Source organism: Actinomadura sp. J1-007, from assembly GCF_009793335.1.
GTDB classification, from domain to species: Bacteria; Actinomycetota; Actinomycetes; order Streptosporangiales; family Streptosporangiaceae; genus Spirillospora; species Spirillospora yumaensis.
The window spans coordinates 1,733,834-1,752,474 of sequence record NZ_WING01000001.1; the positions used below are offsets into that span (position 1 = coordinate 1,733,834).

The 18,641-nt window shown below is 73.3% G+C and carries 13 protein-coding genes and 1 pseudogene; 7 read left to right on the top strand and 7 right to left on the bottom strand.

Going from position 1 to position 18,641, the window contains the following annotated elements:
* Positions 1-49: 49 nt before the first annotated feature.
* The 3 genes from GEV43_RS07815 (at position 50) to GEV43_RS07825 (ending at position 4,518) form a co-directional block, all read left to right on the top strand.
* Complete coding sequence (locus GEV43_RS07815; protein WP_160820101.1) at positions 50-1,498, top strand: M1 family metallopeptidase; 1,449 nt, start codon at positions 50-52, stop codon at positions 1,496-1,498.
* Positions 1,495-3,000: a M1 family metallopeptidase gene (locus GEV43_RS07820; protein WP_309239515.1), complete on the top strand. Its 1,506-nt coding sequence runs from the start codon at positions 1,495-1,497 to the stop codon at positions 2,998-3,000. Before GEV43_RS07815 ends, GEV43_RS07820 begins: the two co-directional genes overlap by 4 nt.
* Positions 3,001-3,147: 147 nt before the next feature.
* Positions 3,148-4,518 (top strand): M1 family metallopeptidase, encoded by a 1,371-nt coding sequence (locus GEV43_RS07825; RefSeq protein ID WP_160820102.1) that lies wholly within the window; start codon positions 3,148-3,150, stop codon positions 4,516-4,518.
* A 117-nt stretch (positions 4,519-4,635) separates the two neighbouring features.
* Here the strand turns inward: GEV43_RS07825 and ilvA are convergent, their stop codons facing one another.
* The 3 genes from ilvA to GEV43_RS07840 all read right to left on the bottom strand — a co-directional run bounded on the left by ilvA (position 4,636) and on the right by GEV43_RS07840 (position 8,198).
* Complete coding sequence (gene ilvA, locus GEV43_RS07830) at positions 4,636-5,844, bottom strand: threonine ammonia-lyase (protein WP_160820103.1); 1,209 nt, start codon at positions 5,842-5,844, stop codon at positions 4,636-4,638.
* 133 nt (positions 5,845-5,977) lie between these two features.
* Positions 5,978-6,949, bottom strand: coding sequence for an ROK family protein (locus tag GEV43_RS07835; protein ID WP_160820104.1), 972 nt, complete (start codon positions 6,947-6,949; stop codon positions 5,978-5,980).
* A gap of 88 nt (positions 6,950-7,037) precedes the next feature.
* Positions 7,038-8,198, bottom strand: coding sequence for an FIST N-terminal domain-containing protein (locus tag GEV43_RS07840; RefSeq protein ID WP_160820105.1), 1,161 nt, complete (start codon positions 8,196-8,198; stop codon positions 7,038-7,040).
* Positions 8,199-8,321: 123 nt separating this feature from the next.
* Between GEV43_RS07840 and GEV43_RS07845 the strand changes: the two genes are divergently transcribed.
* From GEV43_RS07845 to GEV43_RS07855, 3 genes and pseudogenes are all read left to right on the top strand, one after another.
* Positions 8,322-9,743 (top strand): magnesium chelatase, encoded by a 1,422-nt coding sequence (locus tag GEV43_RS07845; protein WP_160820106.1) that lies wholly within the window; start codon positions 8,322-8,324, stop codon positions 9,741-9,743.
* A gap of 86 nt (positions 9,744-9,829) precedes the next feature.
* A pseudogene (locus GEV43_RS07850) lies at positions 9,830-11,895 on the top strand (hypothetical protein).
* A 149-nt stretch (positions 11,896-12,044) separates the two neighbouring features.
* On the top strand, positions 12,045-12,599 hold the full coding sequence (locus GEV43_RS07855; protein WP_160820107.1) for a hypothetical protein: 555 nt from the start codon (positions 12,045-12,047) through the stop codon (positions 12,597-12,599).
* Between the two features lie 24 nt (positions 12,600-12,623).
* On the opposite strand, the gene GEV43_RS07860 is transcribed toward GEV43_RS07855, so the two are convergent.
* Both GEV43_RS07860 and GEV43_RS07865 read right to left on the bottom strand, forming a co-directional pair.
* Positions 12,624-13,802: an alpha/beta fold hydrolase gene (locus GEV43_RS07860; protein ID WP_309239516.1), complete on the bottom strand. Its 1,179-nt coding sequence runs from the start codon at positions 13,800-13,802 to the stop codon at positions 12,624-12,626.
* 192 nt (positions 13,803-13,994) lie between these two features.
* On the bottom strand, positions 13,995-15,185 hold the full coding sequence (locus tag GEV43_RS07865; protein WP_160820108.1) for a cystathionine gamma-synthase: 1,191 nt from the start codon (positions 15,183-15,185) through the stop codon (positions 13,995-13,997).
* Between the two features lie 216 nt (positions 15,186-15,401).
* Here GEV43_RS07865 and GEV43_RS07870 point away from each other — a divergent pair, with 216 nt between their 5' ends.
* Entirely contained in the window at positions 15,402-17,564 is a 2,163-nt protein-coding gene (locus tag GEV43_RS07870) for an MMPL family transporter (RefSeq protein WP_160820109.1), read from the top strand.
* Positions 17,565-17,681: 117 nt separating this feature from the next.
* Here the strand turns inward: GEV43_RS07870 and GEV43_RS07875 are convergent, their stop codons facing one another.
* Positions 17,682-18,065, bottom strand: coding sequence for a hypothetical protein (locus GEV43_RS07875; protein ID WP_160820110.1), 384 nt, complete (start codon positions 18,063-18,065; stop codon positions 17,682-17,684).
* A gap of 15 nt (positions 18,066-18,080) precedes the next feature.
* Positions 18,081-18,425, bottom strand: coding sequence for a hypothetical protein (locus tag GEV43_RS07880; protein ID WP_160820111.1), 345 nt, complete (start codon positions 18,423-18,425; stop codon positions 18,081-18,083).
* Between the last annotated feature and the right edge of the window lie 216 nt (positions 18,426-18,641).

Sequence of the window (18,641 nt, forward strand, 5' to 3'; positions counted from 1 at the left end):
CGCCCATTCGGTGCGACGTTCCGCGCGGCGGGCCTGCAACGTTGGCAGGATGAACGGGCCTCGGGGACGCGCGACCGCGCTGGTGGGGGCCGCGGCGCTGCTCGCGTCGTGGGCCGGCGCCGCCGCCGCGTCCGCCGCTCCCGCGCCCGCTCCGAAGCCCGCACGCGGCGTCCCGGGCGCGCCCGGCGCGGGCGACCGCTACTTCGCGAACGCCGGGAACGGCGGCTACGACGTCGCCCACTACGACATCGCCCTCACCTACAAGCCCCTCACCGCCCCCACCCCAGGCCGGAACGCGGGCCGGGACGCCGTGATCGACGCCGCGGTGACGATCACGGCGCGTGCCACGCAGCGGCTTTCGCGCTTCGATCTCGACTTCCGGGGGCCGCGGGTGTCGTCGGTCCTGGTGAACGGCCGCCGCGCCGCGTTCCGCCGGGAGGGCCAGGAGCTGGTCGTCACGCCCGCGGCCGCGCTGCCGTCCGGCGCGGCGTTCACGGTCAGGGTCCGGTACGCGGGCCGTCCGCGGCCGATGCGGAGCGCGGCGTTCGGCACGTACGGGTGGGTGCCGACGCGGGACGGCGCGGTCGTGCTGGCCGAGCCGGACGGGGCGCCGACCTGGTTCCCGGCGAACGACCATCCGTCCGACAAGGCGACCTACGCGTTCGACGTCACCGTCCCGAAGGGGCTGCGCGTCCTCGCGAGCGGCCGTCCGGCCGGGACGGCGGCGCGCGGCGCGGCGACCGCCTACCGGTGGGTGGAGAGCGCGCCGATGGCGAGCTACCTGGCGATGATCGCGATCGGGCGGTTCACCGTGCGGCGGAGCCGGGCCGGGAGCGTCCCGGTGATCACCGCGGTGGACCCGGGCTTCGCGCGGGCGGGCGCGGGCCTGCACCGGACGACGGTCAGGGCGCTGACGTGGGCGACGGGCGTGTTCGGGCCGTACCCGTTCGCGACGGCGGGCGGGATCGTGGACGACCCGCCGCTCGACTACGCGCTGGAGACCCAGGAACGGCCGGTGTACGCGGGGTTCGCGCCCGACGCCGGGTTCGTGGTGCACGAGCTGGCGCACCAGTGGTTCGGCGGCAGCGTGAGCCTGGCCCGCTGGCAGGACGTCTGGCTGAACGAGGGCTTCGCCACGTACGCCGAGTGGATGTGGCGCGAGCACACCGGCGGGACGCGGGCGCGGACGGTCTTCCGGCGGTACCTGGCCCAGCCGCCCGGGTCGCCGGTCTTCACCCCGCCGCCGGGGCGGCCGGAGCGGGACTCCCTGTTCGGCCTCTCCGTCTACGTCCGGGGCGCGATGTGCCTCCAGGCGCTCCGCGAGCGGGTGGGCGACGAGGCGTTCTTCACGATCCTGCGGACGTGGGCGGCGGAACGGCGCGGGTCGAACGCGACGACACCGCAGTTCACCGCGCTCGCCGAGCGCGTGGCGGGCCGGGACCTCGGCCCGCTGTTCAACGTCTGGCTCTACACGAAGGGACGTCCGAGCAAGTGGTGACCCAGCGGATCCGGGATTCCCGGCGCGTCAGGCAGGTTCACGGGACGCGGCGGCCGCGCCCCGTCCGGGCGTCCGAGCGCGCCGCCGCGCTGCTGCTCGTCCCGGCGGCGGCCGGGTGCGCGACCGCGCCCCCGACCGTGCCGCCGCCGGTGAGGACGACGGCGATCGCGGCGCGGGCGCCGATGTTCGCGCCGGGCGCGCCCGGCGTCGGCGACCCGTACTTCCCGAACGCCGGGAACGGCGGCTACGACGTCGAGCACTACGACATCGCGTTCGCCTACACGCCCCGCGGCCGGCGGATCGCGGGCCGGACGAGGGTGACCGCGACCGCGCGGCAGGGCCTGTCGCGGTTCGACCTCGACTTCGTGGGCCACCGGGTGCGGTCGGTGACCGTGGACGGCCGCCGCGCCTCGTTCACCCGCCGGGGCCAGGAGCTGGTGATCACCCCGCCCGCGGGCATCCCGGCCGGCGCGCGCTTCACGGCCGAGGTGGCGTACGCGGGCTCGCCCGCCCAGGAGAAGGACCCGGGGCTCGGCCGCACGGGCTGGATCCCGACGTCCGACGGCGCCGTCACGCTGTCGCAGCCGACCGGGTCGGCGACGTGGTTCCCGCTGAACGACCACCCGTCCGACAAGGCGACGTACGCGCTCAAGGTGAGCGTGCCGAAGGGGCTGCGCGTCCTCGCGAACGGCGAGCCGGACGGGAGGCCGGCGCGGCACGGCGGGCGGACGACGTTCCGGTGGCGGTCGTCGCGCCCGATGGCGGGCTACCTGGCGACGGTCGCGATCGGAAAGTTCAAGGTCGCGGACGGCCGCACCCGCGACGGCCTCCGGACGATCTCCGCGGTGGACCCGGCCGTCACGCGCGACCCGGCGTGGCTCCAGCGGACGACCGGCGCGGTGACGGGGTGGGCGGCGCGGCTGTTCGGGCCGTTCCCGTTCGACTCGACGGGCGGGATCCTGGACGACGCGTCGGTCGGGTACGCGCTGGAGACGCAGAACCGGCCGACGTACCCCGGCACCGTCGACACCGGCCTGCTCGTGCACGAGCTGGCGCACCAGTGGTTCGGCGACAGCGTGAGCGTCACGCGGTGGCAGGACATCTGGCTGAACGAGGGCTTCGCCACGTACGCCGAATGGCTCTGGACCGAGCAGCACGGCGGGCGCAGCGCGCGCAAGACGTTCGAGGAGGCGTACGGCCGCCCCGCGAACTCCCCCGACTGGAAGGTGCCTCCGGCGAGGCCGGGGCGCAAGGCCATGTTCGACACGTTCGCCGTCTACACGCGGCCCGCCATGATGCTGCACGTGCTGCGCACGCGGGTGGGCGACGCCGCGTTCTTCGGCATCCTGCGCGCGTGGACGGCCGGGCACGCGGGCGGGAACGCGACGACCGCCGACTTCGCGGCGCTGGCCGAGCGGGAGACGGGGCTGGAGCTCGATCGGTTCTTCGAGGCGTGGCTGTTCACCCCGGCCCGGCCGCGCCAATCCGAAATCCCGTCCTGAACTGGCCGATTTGAGATCATTTCGCTCTTGAATCCGGGGTGGGCACCCGAAATTCTTGGGCGAACGTGACTTCACATCGAGGACGAGGTTCATGAGCAGATCCCCCGAGCTCTGGCCGCGCTGACGCTCGGCGTCACCGCGGGCCTCATGGTGTCGGCGGTGCCCGCCGACGCCGCCGCCGTCGCCCGGTTCACCCCCGGGGCACCGGGCGCCGGGGACCCGTACTTCCCCGACATGGGCAACGGAGGGTACGACGTCGCGCACTACGACATCGGCCTGAAGTACGACCCGGCCACCAAGGGCATCCAGGCCGTCACCAGGATCACCGCGCGGGCCACCCAGAACCTGTCCCGGTTCGACCTCGACTTCCAGGGCCCGCTGAAGATCTCCGCGCTCGCGGTGAACGGCCGCAAGGCTTCCTACACGCGCAGCGGCGCGCAGGAACTGGTCATCACGCCGCGCAAGGGGCTGCGCAAGAACTCCAGGTTCACCGTGACCGTCGCGTACTCCGGCGTGCCGCAGACGATCGACGACGCGACGCTCGGCACGTCCGGCTGGGTCCCGACCCCCGACGGCGGCGTGATGCTGAACCAGCCGATCGGCGCCGCCACGGTCTACCCGGTCAACGACCACCCGACCGACAAGGCGACCTACTCCTTCACCCTGGCCGCGCCGAAGAACCTCACCACCCTCGCCAACGGCGACTTCAAGGGCAAGCGCACCAAGGGCGGCTGGACGGTCTCGCGCTGGGAGATGCGCAGCCCGATGGCCAGCGAGCTCGCGATGATCGCGATCGGGAGGTACGACGTGGTGAGCGGCCGTACCAAGGCCGGCGTCCCGAACCTCACGGCGACCGATCAGGCGCTCGGCACCAAGCCCGGCCTCGCCGCCGACTTCCAGAAGCAGACCGGCGTGGTCACCGACTGGCTGGCGTCGGTGTACGGGCGCTACCCGTTCCGCTCGACCGGCGGCATCACGGTGAAGGCCAACGTCGGGTACGCGCTGGAGACCCAGGGCCGCCCCGTCTACGACCTGACCCGCCGTCCCGGAACGATCCCGAGCGGCGGCCTGCTGGCGCACGAGCTGGGCCACCAGTGGTTCGGCGACGCGGTCTCGCCGGAGCGGTGGGCCGACATCTGGCTGAACGAGGGCTTCGCGACGTACTCCGAGTGGCTGTACGCCGAGAAGTTCGAGGGCAAGCCGGTGCAGACGAGCTTCGGCGAGCTCTACGCCACCCCGGAGAGCGACGACCTCTGGAAGGGCAAGGTCTCCGACCCGGGCCGCGACGGCATCTTCGACGGCCTGGTGTACGACCGGGGCGCGATGGCGATCCACGCGCTGCGCACGGCCATCGGCGACAGGGCGTTCTTCCGCCTGCTGAAGGAGTGGCCGGCCCGGTACGGCGGCGGCAACGCCTCCACGGCCGACTTCGAGGCGTTCGCCAAGAGGATCAGCGGCAAGAACCTCGACGCCCTCTTCAGGACCTGGCTCCACAGCGAGGGCAAGCCCTCCCTGTAGCACGACCGGGCGGTACCGGCCGTCGAGCCGCGGCGTGCCGTTCGCGGGGCCTCCACCCCCGCGGACGGCACGCCGCACGCCGTTGGGACGACGCTCCCGCGCGTTCCGTGGGAAGGGTCAGACGAAGGTCAGGGTGTAGCCCTTGTCCCTGAGGTGGCCGATGACGTCCTCGCTGTGCTCGGCGCCGCGCGTCTCCAGGTGCATCAGCACCTCGGCCTCCTCGACGTGCAGGCGGGCCGCGACGCGCTCGTGCATGACGTCCAGCACGTTGACGCCCAGCCCGGCGAGCTCGCTCAGCAGGTCGACCAGCGCGCCCGGACGGTCCTTCAGGCGGCAGCGCGCGACGAGGTAGCGGCCCGTTCCGGCGAGGCCGTGCCGCAGCACCTTCGACAGCAGCAGCGGGTCGATGTTGCCGCCCGACAGCAGCGCGACGACCGGCGTGCGGACGGCGTAGGAGTGCTCCAGCAGCGCGGCGACCCCGGCGGCTCCGGCGGGCTCGACGACCTGCTTGGCGCGTTCGAGGCAGAGCAGCAGCGCCTGCGAGATCGACTCCTCGGTGACGGTGACGACCGCGTCGACCAGCTCGGTCACCAGCTCGTAGGTGAGGTCGCCGGGGCAGCCGACGGAGATCCCGTCGGCCATCGTGGGCTGCACCTCCACCCGGGTCGGGCGCCCGGCGGCGAGCGAGGCCGGGAACGCGGCGGCGCGCTTGGCCTGCGCCCCGACCACCTTGACGTCGTCGCTCTCGCCCTTGAGCGCGACCGCGACGCCGGACATCAGCCCGCCGCCGCCGACCGCGCCGACGACCGTCCGGACGTCGGGGCACTGTTCGAGGATCTCCAGCCCGACGGTGCCCTGCCCCGCGACCACGTCCTCGTGGTCGAACGGGTGGATCAGCACGGCGCCGGTGTCGTCGGCGTGCTTGCGCGCCGCGACCAGGCACTCGTCCACGGTCGGGCCCGGGAACTCGACCTCGGCGCCGTAGCCCTTGGTCGCGGCGACCTTCGGCAGCGGCGCGCCCTCGGGCATGTAGACGGTCGCCTTGCAGCCGAGCATGGACGCGGCGAGCGCGACGCCCTGCGCGTGGTTGCCCGCGCTGGCCGCGACGACGCCGCGGGCCCGTTCGGCGTCGCTGAGCCGCGCGATCCGCACGTACGCGCCGCGGATCTTGAACGAGCCCGTCCGCTGGAGGTGCTCGCACTTGAGGAAGACGGGGCCGCCGATGGCCTCGGACAGCGCGCGGGAGTGGATCAGCGGGGTCGGGACGGCGACCCCGTCCAGCAACTCCCGGGCGGCGCGGATGTCATCGACGGTGACGAGGGCCATGCCCCGATCTTGCCACGCCGTCCGGGTGGCGCGTTCCGATCTTGTCGGGCGCGGCCGTCCCGGCGGGGTCGAGGGCGGCGGATCGGGGCGCGGGGTTCCGTACCGGCCGGGGGCCGCCGCCCCAGGGGACGGATCAGTCGGCGTTCCAGTAGCGGTCGCCGGCGAACACGAGGGCGGCGGCGCCGATCAGCCCGGACGTCTGCCCGAGCGCGGCGGGCACCACCTGCACCTGCCGGGCGAACGCCATCCGCGCGTGCCTGCGCAGCGCCTCCTCCAGCGGGTCGAACAGCAGCGCGCCCGCCTGCGACAGGCCGCCGCCGATCGCGACCACCTCCAGGTCGCACAGGTGCGTCGCCGACGCGATCGCGATGCCGAGCGCCCGCCCGGCGCGCCGCATCGCCGACGCGGCGACCGGATGGCCCCGGCGGGCGTCGGCGGCGAGGTCCACGCCCGTGACGTCCCGCCGTCCGGGCCGCCAGCCCTGCTCCTGCGCCCAGGCGACCAGCCCGGGACCGCGCGCGATCGCCTCCAGGCAGCCCCGGCCGCCGCACTTGCACGGCGGGCCCTCCGGATCGACGACCACGTGCCCGATGTGCCCGGCGTTGCCGCTGGCCCCGTCGATCAGGTGCCCGTCCAGGACCAGTCCGCCGCCGACGCCCGTGGACACGACCATGCCGAGGACGTTGCCGCGGCCCCGGCCCGCGCCGCGCCAGTGCTCGCCCGCCACCACGCAGATCGCGTCGTTGTGGACCCGCACGGGCACCCCGGGGTACGCGGCGCGCAGCCGCGCCCGCAGCGGGAACCCGCGCCACGCCGGGATGTTGAGCGGCGACACCTCCGCGGCCGGCCAGGTCATCGGCCCGCCGCAGCCGACGCCGACGCCCGCGAGGGCGGGCGCGCCCGCGTCGGCGACGAGCTTGTCGAGCAGCGCCTCCAGCGTCCGCCAGAGCCCGTCGGCGTCCAGCGCCGGGTCGCTCGGGGTGTCGATCCGGCCGTACCCGGTGACGCGGCCGCCGGGCGCGACCAGCGCCGCCGCCATCTTCGTCCCGCCGATGTCGACCGCGAGAACCGGCCGGGCCTCCCGGCCCGCCGCCGTGTCGCTCATGTCGTCCCTCCAGGCCCGGCCGCCGCGCCCGCCGGGCGGCGGCCCACCCGATCCTCACCCGCCGGGCGGCGGCCCGGCGCCCCGGCGGTCACTCGCCGGACGTCCGGCCGAACGCGAGGATCGACGCGGTGAAGCCGTGCACGTGGTTGCGGCCCGCGACGGGCCCGATCTCGCCCGCCGCGAAGAACCCGCCGACCCCGGCCGGCCCGAACGCCCGGTCGAGCACCTTCGCGTCGTGGTCGGAGTCGGGGAACATCGCCCGGCCCCGCCCGTTGCACGAGAACACCAGCGCCCCCTCGACGGGCGACAGGTCGAACCGTTCGAGCAGCTCGGCGAGGTCGTCCTCGGCCGCGCCCGCGTCGCGGACCTGGAAGCGCACCGTGCGGCCCACGTCCACCACGTCGCCGATCGCGATCGCGCCGCTGTCGGTGTCGGCGCCGACCACGCCCCGCACGAGGAAGTCGCCGTGCTCGTGCTCGTCGGCGTACTCGTCCATCGCCACGCCGATCAGCAGGCCGCGCCCGGCGAGCTCCTGCTCCTCCTCCGGCAGCGCGAGGACGATCTCCTCCAGCTTCTCCAGCGCGGGCTGCCCCGCCAGCTCGTACAGCACGTTCTCGTCGGCCCTGGTCACCACCATGTCGGGGCCGATCGGCCGCGCGCCCTGGCTGACCACGGTCGCGGCCGTGACCGTGCCGCCGATCACCACGCCGACCGCGCCGTCGTCGAACACCTCGCCGCCGACGAACAGCCGGGCCGTGCCCCGCGCGGTGCCCTCGGCCATCCCGCCGACGAGCGGCAGGCCCGGCAGCGACTCCCCGGACCGTTCGACGAACGCGTCCACAGGGAACGAGAACGGGTCGGCGAGCAGCACGCCCACCACGTCGTCGTCGCGGCCCTCCGGCATCCCGACCACGATCAGCCGGTCCTCGGCCTTCAGCGTCTCCAGCCGGAACGGCTCCAGCCGCGCGCCGGGCAGCACCGCCGCCCACGCGCTGACCGCGCCGTCCTCCTCCACGCCGCGGCCCGCCCCGATCACGCCGGAGGCGCTGCACCCGAGCACGACGGCGTCGCCCGCGGCCTCCGAGGCGCGCATCGCCGCGTCCTCCACCCGCTCAGGGTCGCCCCCCGACACGAACACGCACACCAGGTCGGGCGGGGCGCTGAGCGGCGCGAGCGCCTGCTCGACCGCCGCCCCGGCGGCCTCGGACAGGTCCGGTCCGAGGGCCAGGCCGTCACCGAACCGCGCCATGGGCGCCGCCTCCCCCGTGGGTATCTCCGCCTGACATCACGCTCCTAGTCTCTACGAAAGCGCGGTCGGTGAATCCACTATCGAGGGTGCGATTCGGCGTTCGCGCGACGTAATGTCGATCGCGTGCGTCCAACCACACCTCCCGAGACCACCCTGGGCGAGCTGCGCACCAGCGGCCACGTCCGGCGGACGGTGAAGGCCGAGATCCGCCACAACCTGCTCGAACGGCTGAGATCGGGCGAGCCCCGCTTCCCCGGCATCCTCGGGTTCGACGACACGGTCGTCCCGCACCTGGAACGGGCCCTGCTCGCGGGCCACGACCTCGTGCTGCTGGGCGAGCGGGGGCAGGGCAAGACGCGGCTGATCCGCACCCTGGCCGGGCTGCTGGACGAGTGGACCCCGGTGGTGGCCGGCTGCGAGATCAACGACCATCCGTACGACCCGGTGTGCGTGCGCTGCCTCCGGCTCGCCGCCGAGCTGGGCGAAGAGCTGCCGGTCGCGTGGCTGCACCGCGACGACCGCTACGGCGAGAAGCTCGCGACCCCCGACACCGGCGTCGGCGACCTGATCGGCGACGTCGACCCGATCAAGGTCGCCGAAGGCCGCACCCTCGGCGACCCCGAGACCGTCCACTTCGGGCTCGTCCCGCGCACCAACCGCGGGATCTTCTCCATCAACGAGCTGCCCGACCTCGCCGAGCGCATCCAGGTGTCGCTGCTCAACGTGCTGGAGGAGCGCGACGTCCAGATCCGCGGCTACGCGCTGCGGCTGCCGCTGGACCTGCTGCTCGTCGCGAGCGCCAACCCCGAGGACTACACCAACCGGGGCCGCATCATCACCCCGCTGAAGGACCGCTTCGGCGCCGAGATCCGCACCCACTACCCGCTGGACCTCGACGCCGAGCTGGCGCTGATCCGGCAGGAGGCCGACTTCGCCGACCTCGCCGGCGCCGAGGCCGAGGTGCCCGAGCACCTGATCGAGGTCATCGCCCGGTTCACCCGGCTCGTCCGCGAGTCCAGCGCGGTCGACGGCCGTTCTGGCGTGTCGGCGCGGTTCGCGCTCGCCGGCGCCGAGACGGTCGCGGCGGGCGCGGTCCGCCGCGCCGCGCTCACCGGCGAGGAACGGCCCGTCGCGCGCGTGTGCGACCTGCCCGCGGTGGTCCCCTCGCTGCTCGGCAAGGTCGAGTTCGAGGTCAGCGAGGAGGGCCGCGAGCAGGAGGTGCTGGAGCACCTGCTGCGCCGGGCCGTCGCCGAGACCTACCGGCGCTCCCTCGGCGCGGCCGACCTGTCCGGGCTGCTCGACAAGTTCGACGCCGGCGACAGCGTGGAGTCCGGCGAGCTGGTGCCCGCGGCGGAGCTGCTGCGCCGGGTCGGCCAGATCCCCGGCCTCGCCAAGATCATGGAACGGCTGGACATGACCGGGGAGTCGCCCGGCCAGGCCGCGGCCGCGCTGGAGTTCGCGCTGGAGGGGCTGTTCCTCACCCGCCGGCTGTCCAAGGACGTGCCCGAGGGGCGGTCCGACGGGACGGCCACCTACCGGACCTAGGGGCCCGGCACGTCCATCGTGAACGGCAGGACACCGCGGGCCCGCACCGGGTCCGCAGGTGGCGCGTCCCGAGATTGGGGGCCGACATGAGTCGTTACCGGTACGGCGCGTACCACGACGGGCCCGACCCGCTCGCCCCGCCCTACGACGTCCGGGCCGCCCTGGACGCGATGGGCGACTCGGTGCTGGAGGGCACCCGCCCGGAGGACGCCCTGCGCGACCTGCTGCGCCGCGGGCTGCCCGGCGCGCAGGGGCGGCGCGGGCTCGACGACCTGCTGCGGCAGGTCCGCGAGCGGCGCCGGTCGCTGCGCGACCGCGGCCGCCTGGACGGCACGCTGGAGCAGGTCCGCGCGCTGCTCGACACCGCGGTCGGGCAGGAGCGGGCCGAGCTGTTCCCCGACCCGTCCGACGACGCGCGGCTGCGCGAGGCCGAGCTGGACGCGCTGCCGGACGACACCGCGCAGGCCGTCCGGCGGCTGTCGGACTACCAGTGGCGGTCCGGCGCGGCGCGCGAGACGTTCGAGCAGCTCAAGGAGCTGCTGCGGCGCGACGTGCTGGACGCCCAGTTCCAGGGCATGAAGCAGGCGCTCCAGGGCCAGGACCCCGCCGCGATGGAGCGGATCAAGGACATGATGGCCGCGCTCAACCGGATGCTGGAGCGGGACGCGCGCGGCGAGCACACCCAGGACGACTTCGACCGGTTCATGGAGGAGTTCGGCGACCTGTTCCCCGACGCCCCCGCGACCTGGAGGAGCTGGTCGACTCGCTCGCCCGCCGCGCCGCGGCGATGGACCGGCTCCTCGCCTCGCTCAGCCCCGAGCAGCGCGCCGAGCTGGCCGGGCTGATGGAGCAGGCCATGCAGGACGCGGGCCTCGCCATGGAGATGGCGCGGCTCGGCGACGCGCTGCGCGCCCGCCGTCCCGACCTCGGCTGGGGCCAGCCCGAGCAGATGACCGGCGACGCCCCGCTCGGCATGGGCGACGCCACGACCGCGCTCGCCGAGCTGGCCGACCTCGCCGACCTGGAGTCCGCGCTCGCGCAGGACTACCCGGGCGCCCGGCTGGACGACGTGGACGAGGAGGCCGTGCGGCGCGCCCTCGGCCGCCAGGCGGTGGACGACCTGTCGGCGCTGCGGCGCATCGAGGCCGAGCTGGAGCGGCAGGGCTACCTCCAGCGCAGGCGCGGCGACCTGGAGCTGACGCCGAAGGCCGTCAGGCGGCTGGGCGAGACCGCGCTGCGCCGCGTGTTCTCCCAGCTCACGACGGGACGGCAGGGCGACCACGACCAGCACGACGCCGGGCAGGCCGGGGAGCTGACCGGGTCGAGCCGCGAGTGGCGGTTCGGCGACGAGCAGCCCCTCGACGTCGTCCGTACGGTGTCCAACGCGATCCGCCGCAACGTCATGGACGGCCGCGCCGCCCTGGCCGCCGCCGACGCGCCGCCCGTCGCGCGCCCGGAGGACCCGCGCCTCGTCCGGCCCGAGGGCCCGCGGCTCGTCCGCGGGGACGGCTCTCGGGCGCCCGGCGGCGTGCGGCTGAGCGTGGACGACTTCGAGGTGCAGGAGACCGAGCGCCGCACCGGCGCGGCGGTGTGCCTGCTGGTCGACCTGTCGTACTCGATGGTGCTGCGCGGGACGTGGGCCGCGGCCAAGCAGACGACCCTCGCCCTGCACACCCTGGTCACCGGGAAGTTCCCGCAGGACGCCATCGAGATCATCGGGTTCTCCAACTACGCGCGGGTGCTGCACCCGACGGAGATGGCGGGGCTCGACTGGGACATGGTCCAGGGCACCAACCTGCACCACGCGCTGATGATCGCGGGACGGCACCTGGACCGCCATCCCGACTTCGAGCCGATCGTGCTCGTGGTCACCGACGGCGAGCCGACCGCGCACCTGCGGCCGGACGGCCGCTCGCTGTTCGACTACCCGCCGTCCAGCGAGACGCTCGTGCTCACCCTCGCCGAGGTCGACAAGATGACGCGGCGCGGCGCGTGCATGAACTTCTTCATGCTCGCCGAGGACCGCCGGCTCGTGTCGTTCGTCGAGGAGGTCGCGCGCCGCAACGGCGGCCGGGTGTTCGCGCCCGACGCCGAACGGCTCGGCGAGTACGTCGTCAGCGACTACCTCCGCGTGCGCCGAGGCCGCCGCTGACGACGCGCGCCGCCCGCCCGGCGCCCCGCGGCCCGTCCGCCCGGCGGGCCACCGCCGCCTCGCGCGCCGTCCGACCCGCGCGCCGTCCGCCCTCCGCCCCGCGCGCCGTCCGACCGGCGGGCGGGGGCGGGTGGGACTAGGTTGGCGTCATGTCGACTTCCGATCGCCTGCTGCTGTTCCTGCACGTCGGCTTCGCCATCTTCACGCTGGGCCCGCTGACCGCCGCGACGATGGCCACCCCGCGCTACATCCGCAAGCGGGACGCGACCATCGTCCGCTACCTCAACCGGACCACGATGATCTACGGTCTCGGGACGCTGGGCATCTTCCTGTTCGGCCTGTTCCTGGCCGAGGGGAACTTCGCGAAGGTCTGGCTGTCGGCGTCGATGACGCTGTTCATCGTCGCGCTCGCGCTGCTGCTGATCGTGGAGCGCGACCAGCGCAAGGCGGTGCGGCTGCTGGAGGCCGCCGCCGAGGCCCCCGCCCCCGTCCCCACCGCGCCGACCGCGACCGACGCGCCCGCCGAGGAGGGCGAACGGGGCGAGCAGGCCGACGCGGCCGCGAAGAAGGCCGCTCCCGCCGCACCGGCCGCCGCGCCCGACCCCGAGATCGCCCAGGTCGAACGGGGCCGGATCGCGGCGCTCTCCGGCGTCATCGCGCTGATCTGGCTGGTGATCCTCGTCCTGATGGTCTGGAACGGCTGACCCGTCCCCCGCGGCCCGCCACCGTCAGTCGGTGTGGGCCTTCAGCCAGGACAGGATCGTCGGGTAGACGTGCTCGTCGTTCATCAGGGCCGAGGCGTGCAGCTTCCCCTCGACGACCTTGACCGTGGCGGGGACCCCGGCGGCGCGGAGCGCGGTGGCGAGGCCGGTGCTCTGCGTCGCGGGAACGAGGTCCTCGTCGCTGTGCATGAGCAGCATCGGGGCGTCGCCCGCCGAGACGTGGCTGGTGGTGTTGGCGTCGTCCACGCGCTTCCAGCAGGGCAGGCTCGCCTGGCTCGGCACGCAGCGGATCAGGTCGACCACGGCGCGCCGCAGCTTGCGCTGGCCCGGGGTCGCGGTGGGCTTCGCCCCGTCCTGGTAGGCCAGGTACGGCATGTTGGGCGGGGAGAGGGCGACGACGCCGCGCACCCGCTGGGCGCCCTCGCCGTACGCGCCGAGCTGGGTGGCGAGCATGCCGCCCGCCGACGAGCCGACCACCACGATGTTGCCGGGATCGACGTTCCAGCGCTTGGCGTTCTTCTTGATGAACGCCAGGGCCGCGGCGGCGTCGTTGCGCTGGGCGGGCCAGGCCGCCGCGGGGGCGAGCCGGTAGTTGGCGGAGAAGACGGTGAAGCCCTGCGCGGTGAGGCGGCGCGCGAAGTACTTCCAGCCGCCCTTGTCGCCCTCCAGCCAGTAGCCGCCGTGCAGGATCAGCACCGCCGGGCGCGGCTTGGCCTTCGGCCGCGCCGGAGACTGGGCCTGAACGCGCGTCCTGCTGTTCTTGGCGCCCTTCGCCTTGGCCTTGGCTCCCTTGGCGGGCTTGGCCGGATTCTGGCCGGGGACGGGCTTCCAGTACGCGTCGATGCGCTGCCGGGAGTTGCGGCCGTAGGCGTAGGTGGCCTGCCTCGGCGGCCTGGGCGTGACCATCACGGCGCTGGCCGACACGACGCCGTCGGTCGCGGCCCCGCCGGAGCCGGTCCCGGGGGCGGCGGACCGCGACGGCTCCGTGCTCGGCGAGCCGGTCGGCGGCGCCGGGTCGGTGGGCGTCCCGGACGGCCCCGTGGGCGAGCCGGTGCCCGCCGGGCCGGTGGGCGTTCCCGTGCCGGGCTCGGGCTCCTCGGACGGGACCAGAGGCGGGGTCGTGGTCACCGACGGCGAGGGCCCCGGGTCCGAGGGGTCGGCCTGGGAGGTCGCCGGAACGGCCACGGCGGAGATACACGTCGCGGCGAACGCCGCACCACACACCAGTACTTTGCGCACTCCGGGCCCTTTCGTGATGGAACCTGGCGCGCACATCATAGATCTTGACCGGGCCCGGGGCGGACCGCACCGGAACCCCGCCCCGCGGGGACGGCCGGACCGCGCCCGGCCGTCCCCGCGAAGCCGCAGGTGGACGGGTCAGGCGAGGGCCAGTTCGAGGTCCCGGAGAAGATCGTCGGCGTCCTCGATGCCGACCGACAGCCGGACCAGGTCGGCCGGGACCTCCAGCGGCGACCCGGCGGCCGAGGCGTGCGTCATCCGGCCCGGGTGCTCGATCAGCGACTCCACGCCGCCGAGCGACTCCCCGAGGGTGAACAGCTTCGTGCGCTCGCACACGCGCACCGCCGCCTCCTGCGACCCCATCCGGAACGACACCATCCCGCCGAACGCCCTCATCTGCTTGGCGGCGACGTCGTGGCCGGGGTGGGACGGCAGGCCCGGGTAGAGGACCTCGCGGACGGCGTCGTGCCGGGTGAGCATCTCGACGATCCGTTCGGCGTTGGCGCAGTGCCGGTCCATCCTGACGCCGAGGGTCTTCAGGCCGCGCAGCGTCAGCCAGGCGTCGAACGGCCCCGCGACGGCGCCCATGGCGTTCTGGTGGAACGCCAGCCGTTCGCCGAGGTCGGCGTCGGCGGCGACCAGCGCACCGCCGACCACGTCGGAGTGGCCCCCGACGTACTTGGTGGTGGAGTGCACGACCACGTCGGCGCCGAGCGCCAGCGGCTGCTGGAGGTAGGGCGAGGCGAACGTGTTGTCGACCACCAGGAGGGCGCCCGCGTCGTGCGCGACGCCCGCGAGCGCCGTGATGTCGGCGATGCCGAGCAAGGGGTTGGTCGGGGTCTCCACCCAGACGGCCCGGGTGTCGGGGCGGACGGCCGCGCGCACGGCGTCGAGGTCGGCCAGCGGCACCGGGTCGAACGTGACGCCCCAGGGCTCGGCCACCTTGGCGAAGAGGCGGTAGGTGCCGCCGTACGCGTCGTTCGGGATGATCACGTGGTCGCCGGGGCGGCAGACGGTGCGCAGCAGGGCGTCCTCGGCGGCGAGGCCCGAGGCGAACGCGAGTCCGCGCGCCCCCGCCTCGACCTCGGCGAGGCATACCTCCAGGGAGGTACGGGTCGGATTGGCCGACCGCGAGTACTCGTAGCCCTCGCGCAGCCCGCCGATGCCGTCCTGCTTGTAGGTCGAGACCTGGTAGATCGGCGGGACGACCGCGCCCGTGGTCGGGTCGGGCTCCTGCCCCGCGTGGATGGCCAGGGTCTCGAATCCCTGGCGCCTGCGGGGGGAGGACCCCCCGGTGCCCCCGTTGACGGGTGGAACGTCGTTGTCCATGGGAACGAGGCTATCCACCGTCCCGCCCTCCTGGAGGAGGAGAGGCTCCCTCCCAGGTATCAGCCGGGATTTCGGCTCCGGGGTTGACCAAAACTCCAGTCAGGATCTCTACCTTTAAGAGGTATCCCGACAACATCCCTGTTTGGGCCAGGCCCTGGGGGTATGGGAGTTCGCTCCCCGGGATGATGCTGTTGATCCCTGAACGAAGGAAGGCGCATGTTCGCACGCCTTGGGCGCGGCGTGGTGAGACACCCGTGGTGGACGATCCTGGCTTGGGTCGTCGTCGCCGCGGGACTGATCGCTTTCGCTCCAGAACTGAAGACCAAGACCGACCAGGAGGACTTCCTCCCCACCAAGTACGAGTCGATCCAGGCCGCCAAGCTGGGCGAACAGGCGTTCCCTTCCGCGGACCAGAAGACCAGCCCGGCGATGATCGTGATCAAGCGGTCCGACGGGTCCAAGCTCACCGCGGCTGACTCACAGAAGATCACCCAGGTCGCCAAGGCGATCGAGGGCAAGAAGATCCCGGGAGTGACCAAGGTCGCGGCGACGCCGCCGGCCAAGGACCGCTCGATCCAGCTGATCGGCGTCCCGCTCCCGAACGACTTCAACGACTCCAAGGCGATGGACACCGCCAAGGACGCCATCAAGAAGCTGCGCACCGAGACGACCGCGCAGCTGCGGGGCAGCCCGCTGACCTACGGCGTCACCGGCGACCAGGCGTCCACGGTCGACAACGAGGAGTCGGACAAGAACACGATGGCGATGATCGGCATCGCCACCATCGTGCTGATCATCGTGCTGCTGGGCCTGATCTTCCGCAGCCCGATCGCGTCGATCCTGCCCATCATCGTGATCGTCGCCGTGTCGATGGTCTCGAACGCCGTCACCGCGATCGTCGGCAACACGTTCGACCTGAACTTCGACAAGGGCTTCGACATGATCATCGTCGTGGTCCTGTACGGGATCGGGACGGACTACATACTCTTCCTGCTCTTCCGCTACCGCGAACGGCTGCGGCTGGGCGAGGACAAGAAGACCGCGATGATCACCAGCGTGGAGCGGGTCGGCGAGGCCATCGCCTCCGCCGCGGGCGCCGTCATCGTGGCGTTCCTGGTGCTGCTGCTGGCCTCGTTCAAGGCGTTCGGCGGGCTCGGCCCGCAGCTCGCCATCGCGGTCGGCGTGATGCTCATCACCTCGCTGACGCTCGTCCCGGCGATCATCTCGCTGCTGGGCCGGTTCGTCTTCTGGCCGTCGAAGTCCTGGAAGAAGGAGCCGAAGCCCGGCCTGTGGGTCAAGCTCGGCAACGGCGTGGGCAAGCGCCCGGTCGTCGCGCTGGTCGCGTCCGGCGTGGTGCTGGTCGCCCTCGCCTCCGCCGCGATCGGGTTCAAGGCCGACTACGACTTCAACGGCAGCGCGCCGCAGAACACCGAGTCCGCCAAGGCCATGAAGGACCTGCGCGCCAGCTTCCCGGCCGGCACGCTGACCCCGACCGAGGTGTACGTCAAGTCGGACAAGCCGCTCACCAAGGCGGAGCTCGGCTCGTACTCGCAGCGGCTCACCAAGGCCCCGGGCGTCGGCGACGTCCAGCCCCCGGTGTTCAGCCAGGACAAGACCGTCGCCAAGTTCGGCGTCGTCCTCAAGGACAACCCGAGCTCCAGCTCCTCGATCCAGCTGGTCAAGGGCGAGCTGCGGGACTACGTCCACAAGGGCGCGCCGCCGGGGGCCAAGGTGCTGGTGGGCGGCCAGACCGCGGTCTTCGCCGACATCAACACGATCAACAACCGCGACCTGTCGGTCATCCTGCCGGTGGCGGTGGTGCTGATCGGGCTGATCCTGGCCCTGCTGCTGCGGGCCCTGGTCGCGCCGATCTACCTGGTGATCGCGGTGCTGCTCGGCTTCGCGGCCACCCTCGGCGCCTCGGTGACCCTGTTCCAGGGCATCGAGAACAAGCCGGGACTGATGTTCCAGTTGCCGATCATCCTGTACCTGTTCGTGCTGGCGATCGGCACCGACTACAACATCCTGATGATCGCCCGGCTCCGCGAGGAGGCCCGCGAGGGCCACGACCCGAAGCGGGGCGCGGCGCTCGGCATCCAGCACGCCGGGCCGACCGTCGCCGCGGCGGGCGTGATCCTCGCCGGCACGTTCGCGGTGCTGGTGATCTCGCCGCAGTCGATGACCGCCCAGATCGGGTTCGGCGTGGCGATCGGGATCCTGCTCTCGGCGTTCGTGATGTCGGCGTTCTTCGTCCCGGCGATCACGGCACTGCTCGGCCACAAGGCCTGGTGGCCCGGCCACGGCGACGCCCCCAAGGCGATGCCGCCCGGCGCCGAGCCCACGGAGGACCGGTACGCCCACTCGGGCTACCCCTCCTGAGAACGTCGGGTCGCGGGGGCCGGCCAGAAACGCCGCCCACATGACCGGAACCCCGCGACCCGACTCCGCATGACCGAAGGGCCGGAGAGCACTCGCTCTCCGGCCCTTCGCCGTTCCCTACCCGTCCCGCGCCCACCCGTACTTCGACTCGTAGTCACTCCCGTCATCGGCGACCTCCGGCCGATGCCGGGGAACCCCGCTGACGGCCTCGACGGCCCGGCGCTCCGCGCCCTCGTAGCGGTCCGCCGCCGTGTAAACGGCCTCGCGGTTCTGGATCAGGATGTCGGTGCCGTCGTTGAGCTCCAGGATCGTCTTCGCGCGCGACCTCTCGTACTCGTCCCGCAGCCCGAGCTCCTCGCCGATCTTCCCGAAGCAGTTCACCGGCAGGGTCGCGCCGTCGAGGATGAGCGGCGCGTTGGACCACAGGTTGACGGCGTCGTTGACGAGGTCACCGCTCTTGCGGATCTGACTCGCCCGGAACTTGACTTCCTTGGGCGTCACGGCCCCCTCCTTGGATCAGCCGGGAAGACGGGCAAGAACCTGCTCGGCCAGCTGCTTACTGACCTGCTTCTCCACCTTCGCCCGCGCACCTTCGGGCCCGATGCGGCTCACGCCCGTGTCGGCCCACATGACGGTGACACGCAGGTTGTTGCGAACGACCTTGATGCCGTGCCGGTATCCGCTGAGGCAGTAGTCGCCCCCCGCGGCCGATTCCTTGGTGCCTGTGCAGGACGCGTTCGCCGACGAGACCGCGCCCGGCGCGTTCGGGCGGGCCTTCGTCCTGTAGTCACCGACGGCCGCCCTCAGCAGCGAAGTGCCACGACGACTCTGGTGAATCTCCCAGGTGCAGCTCTTGAGCATGGAACCTGAGTCCTTCGTGGGTGTCTTCGCTCCGAGCTGCCGCAACCGAGGAATCTCCGAGGGCTGCACCAGATCGCAGGGATCCGGCGGGTCCAGGAGAACCGGCGCGGCGGATCTGGACGGAGAAGACGACACGACGGCGCTGGGCGACGGCGTGTGAGAGGACTTCGACTCTCCGGTATCCCCGGAAGCGCACCCGGTCGCGACCGACACGGC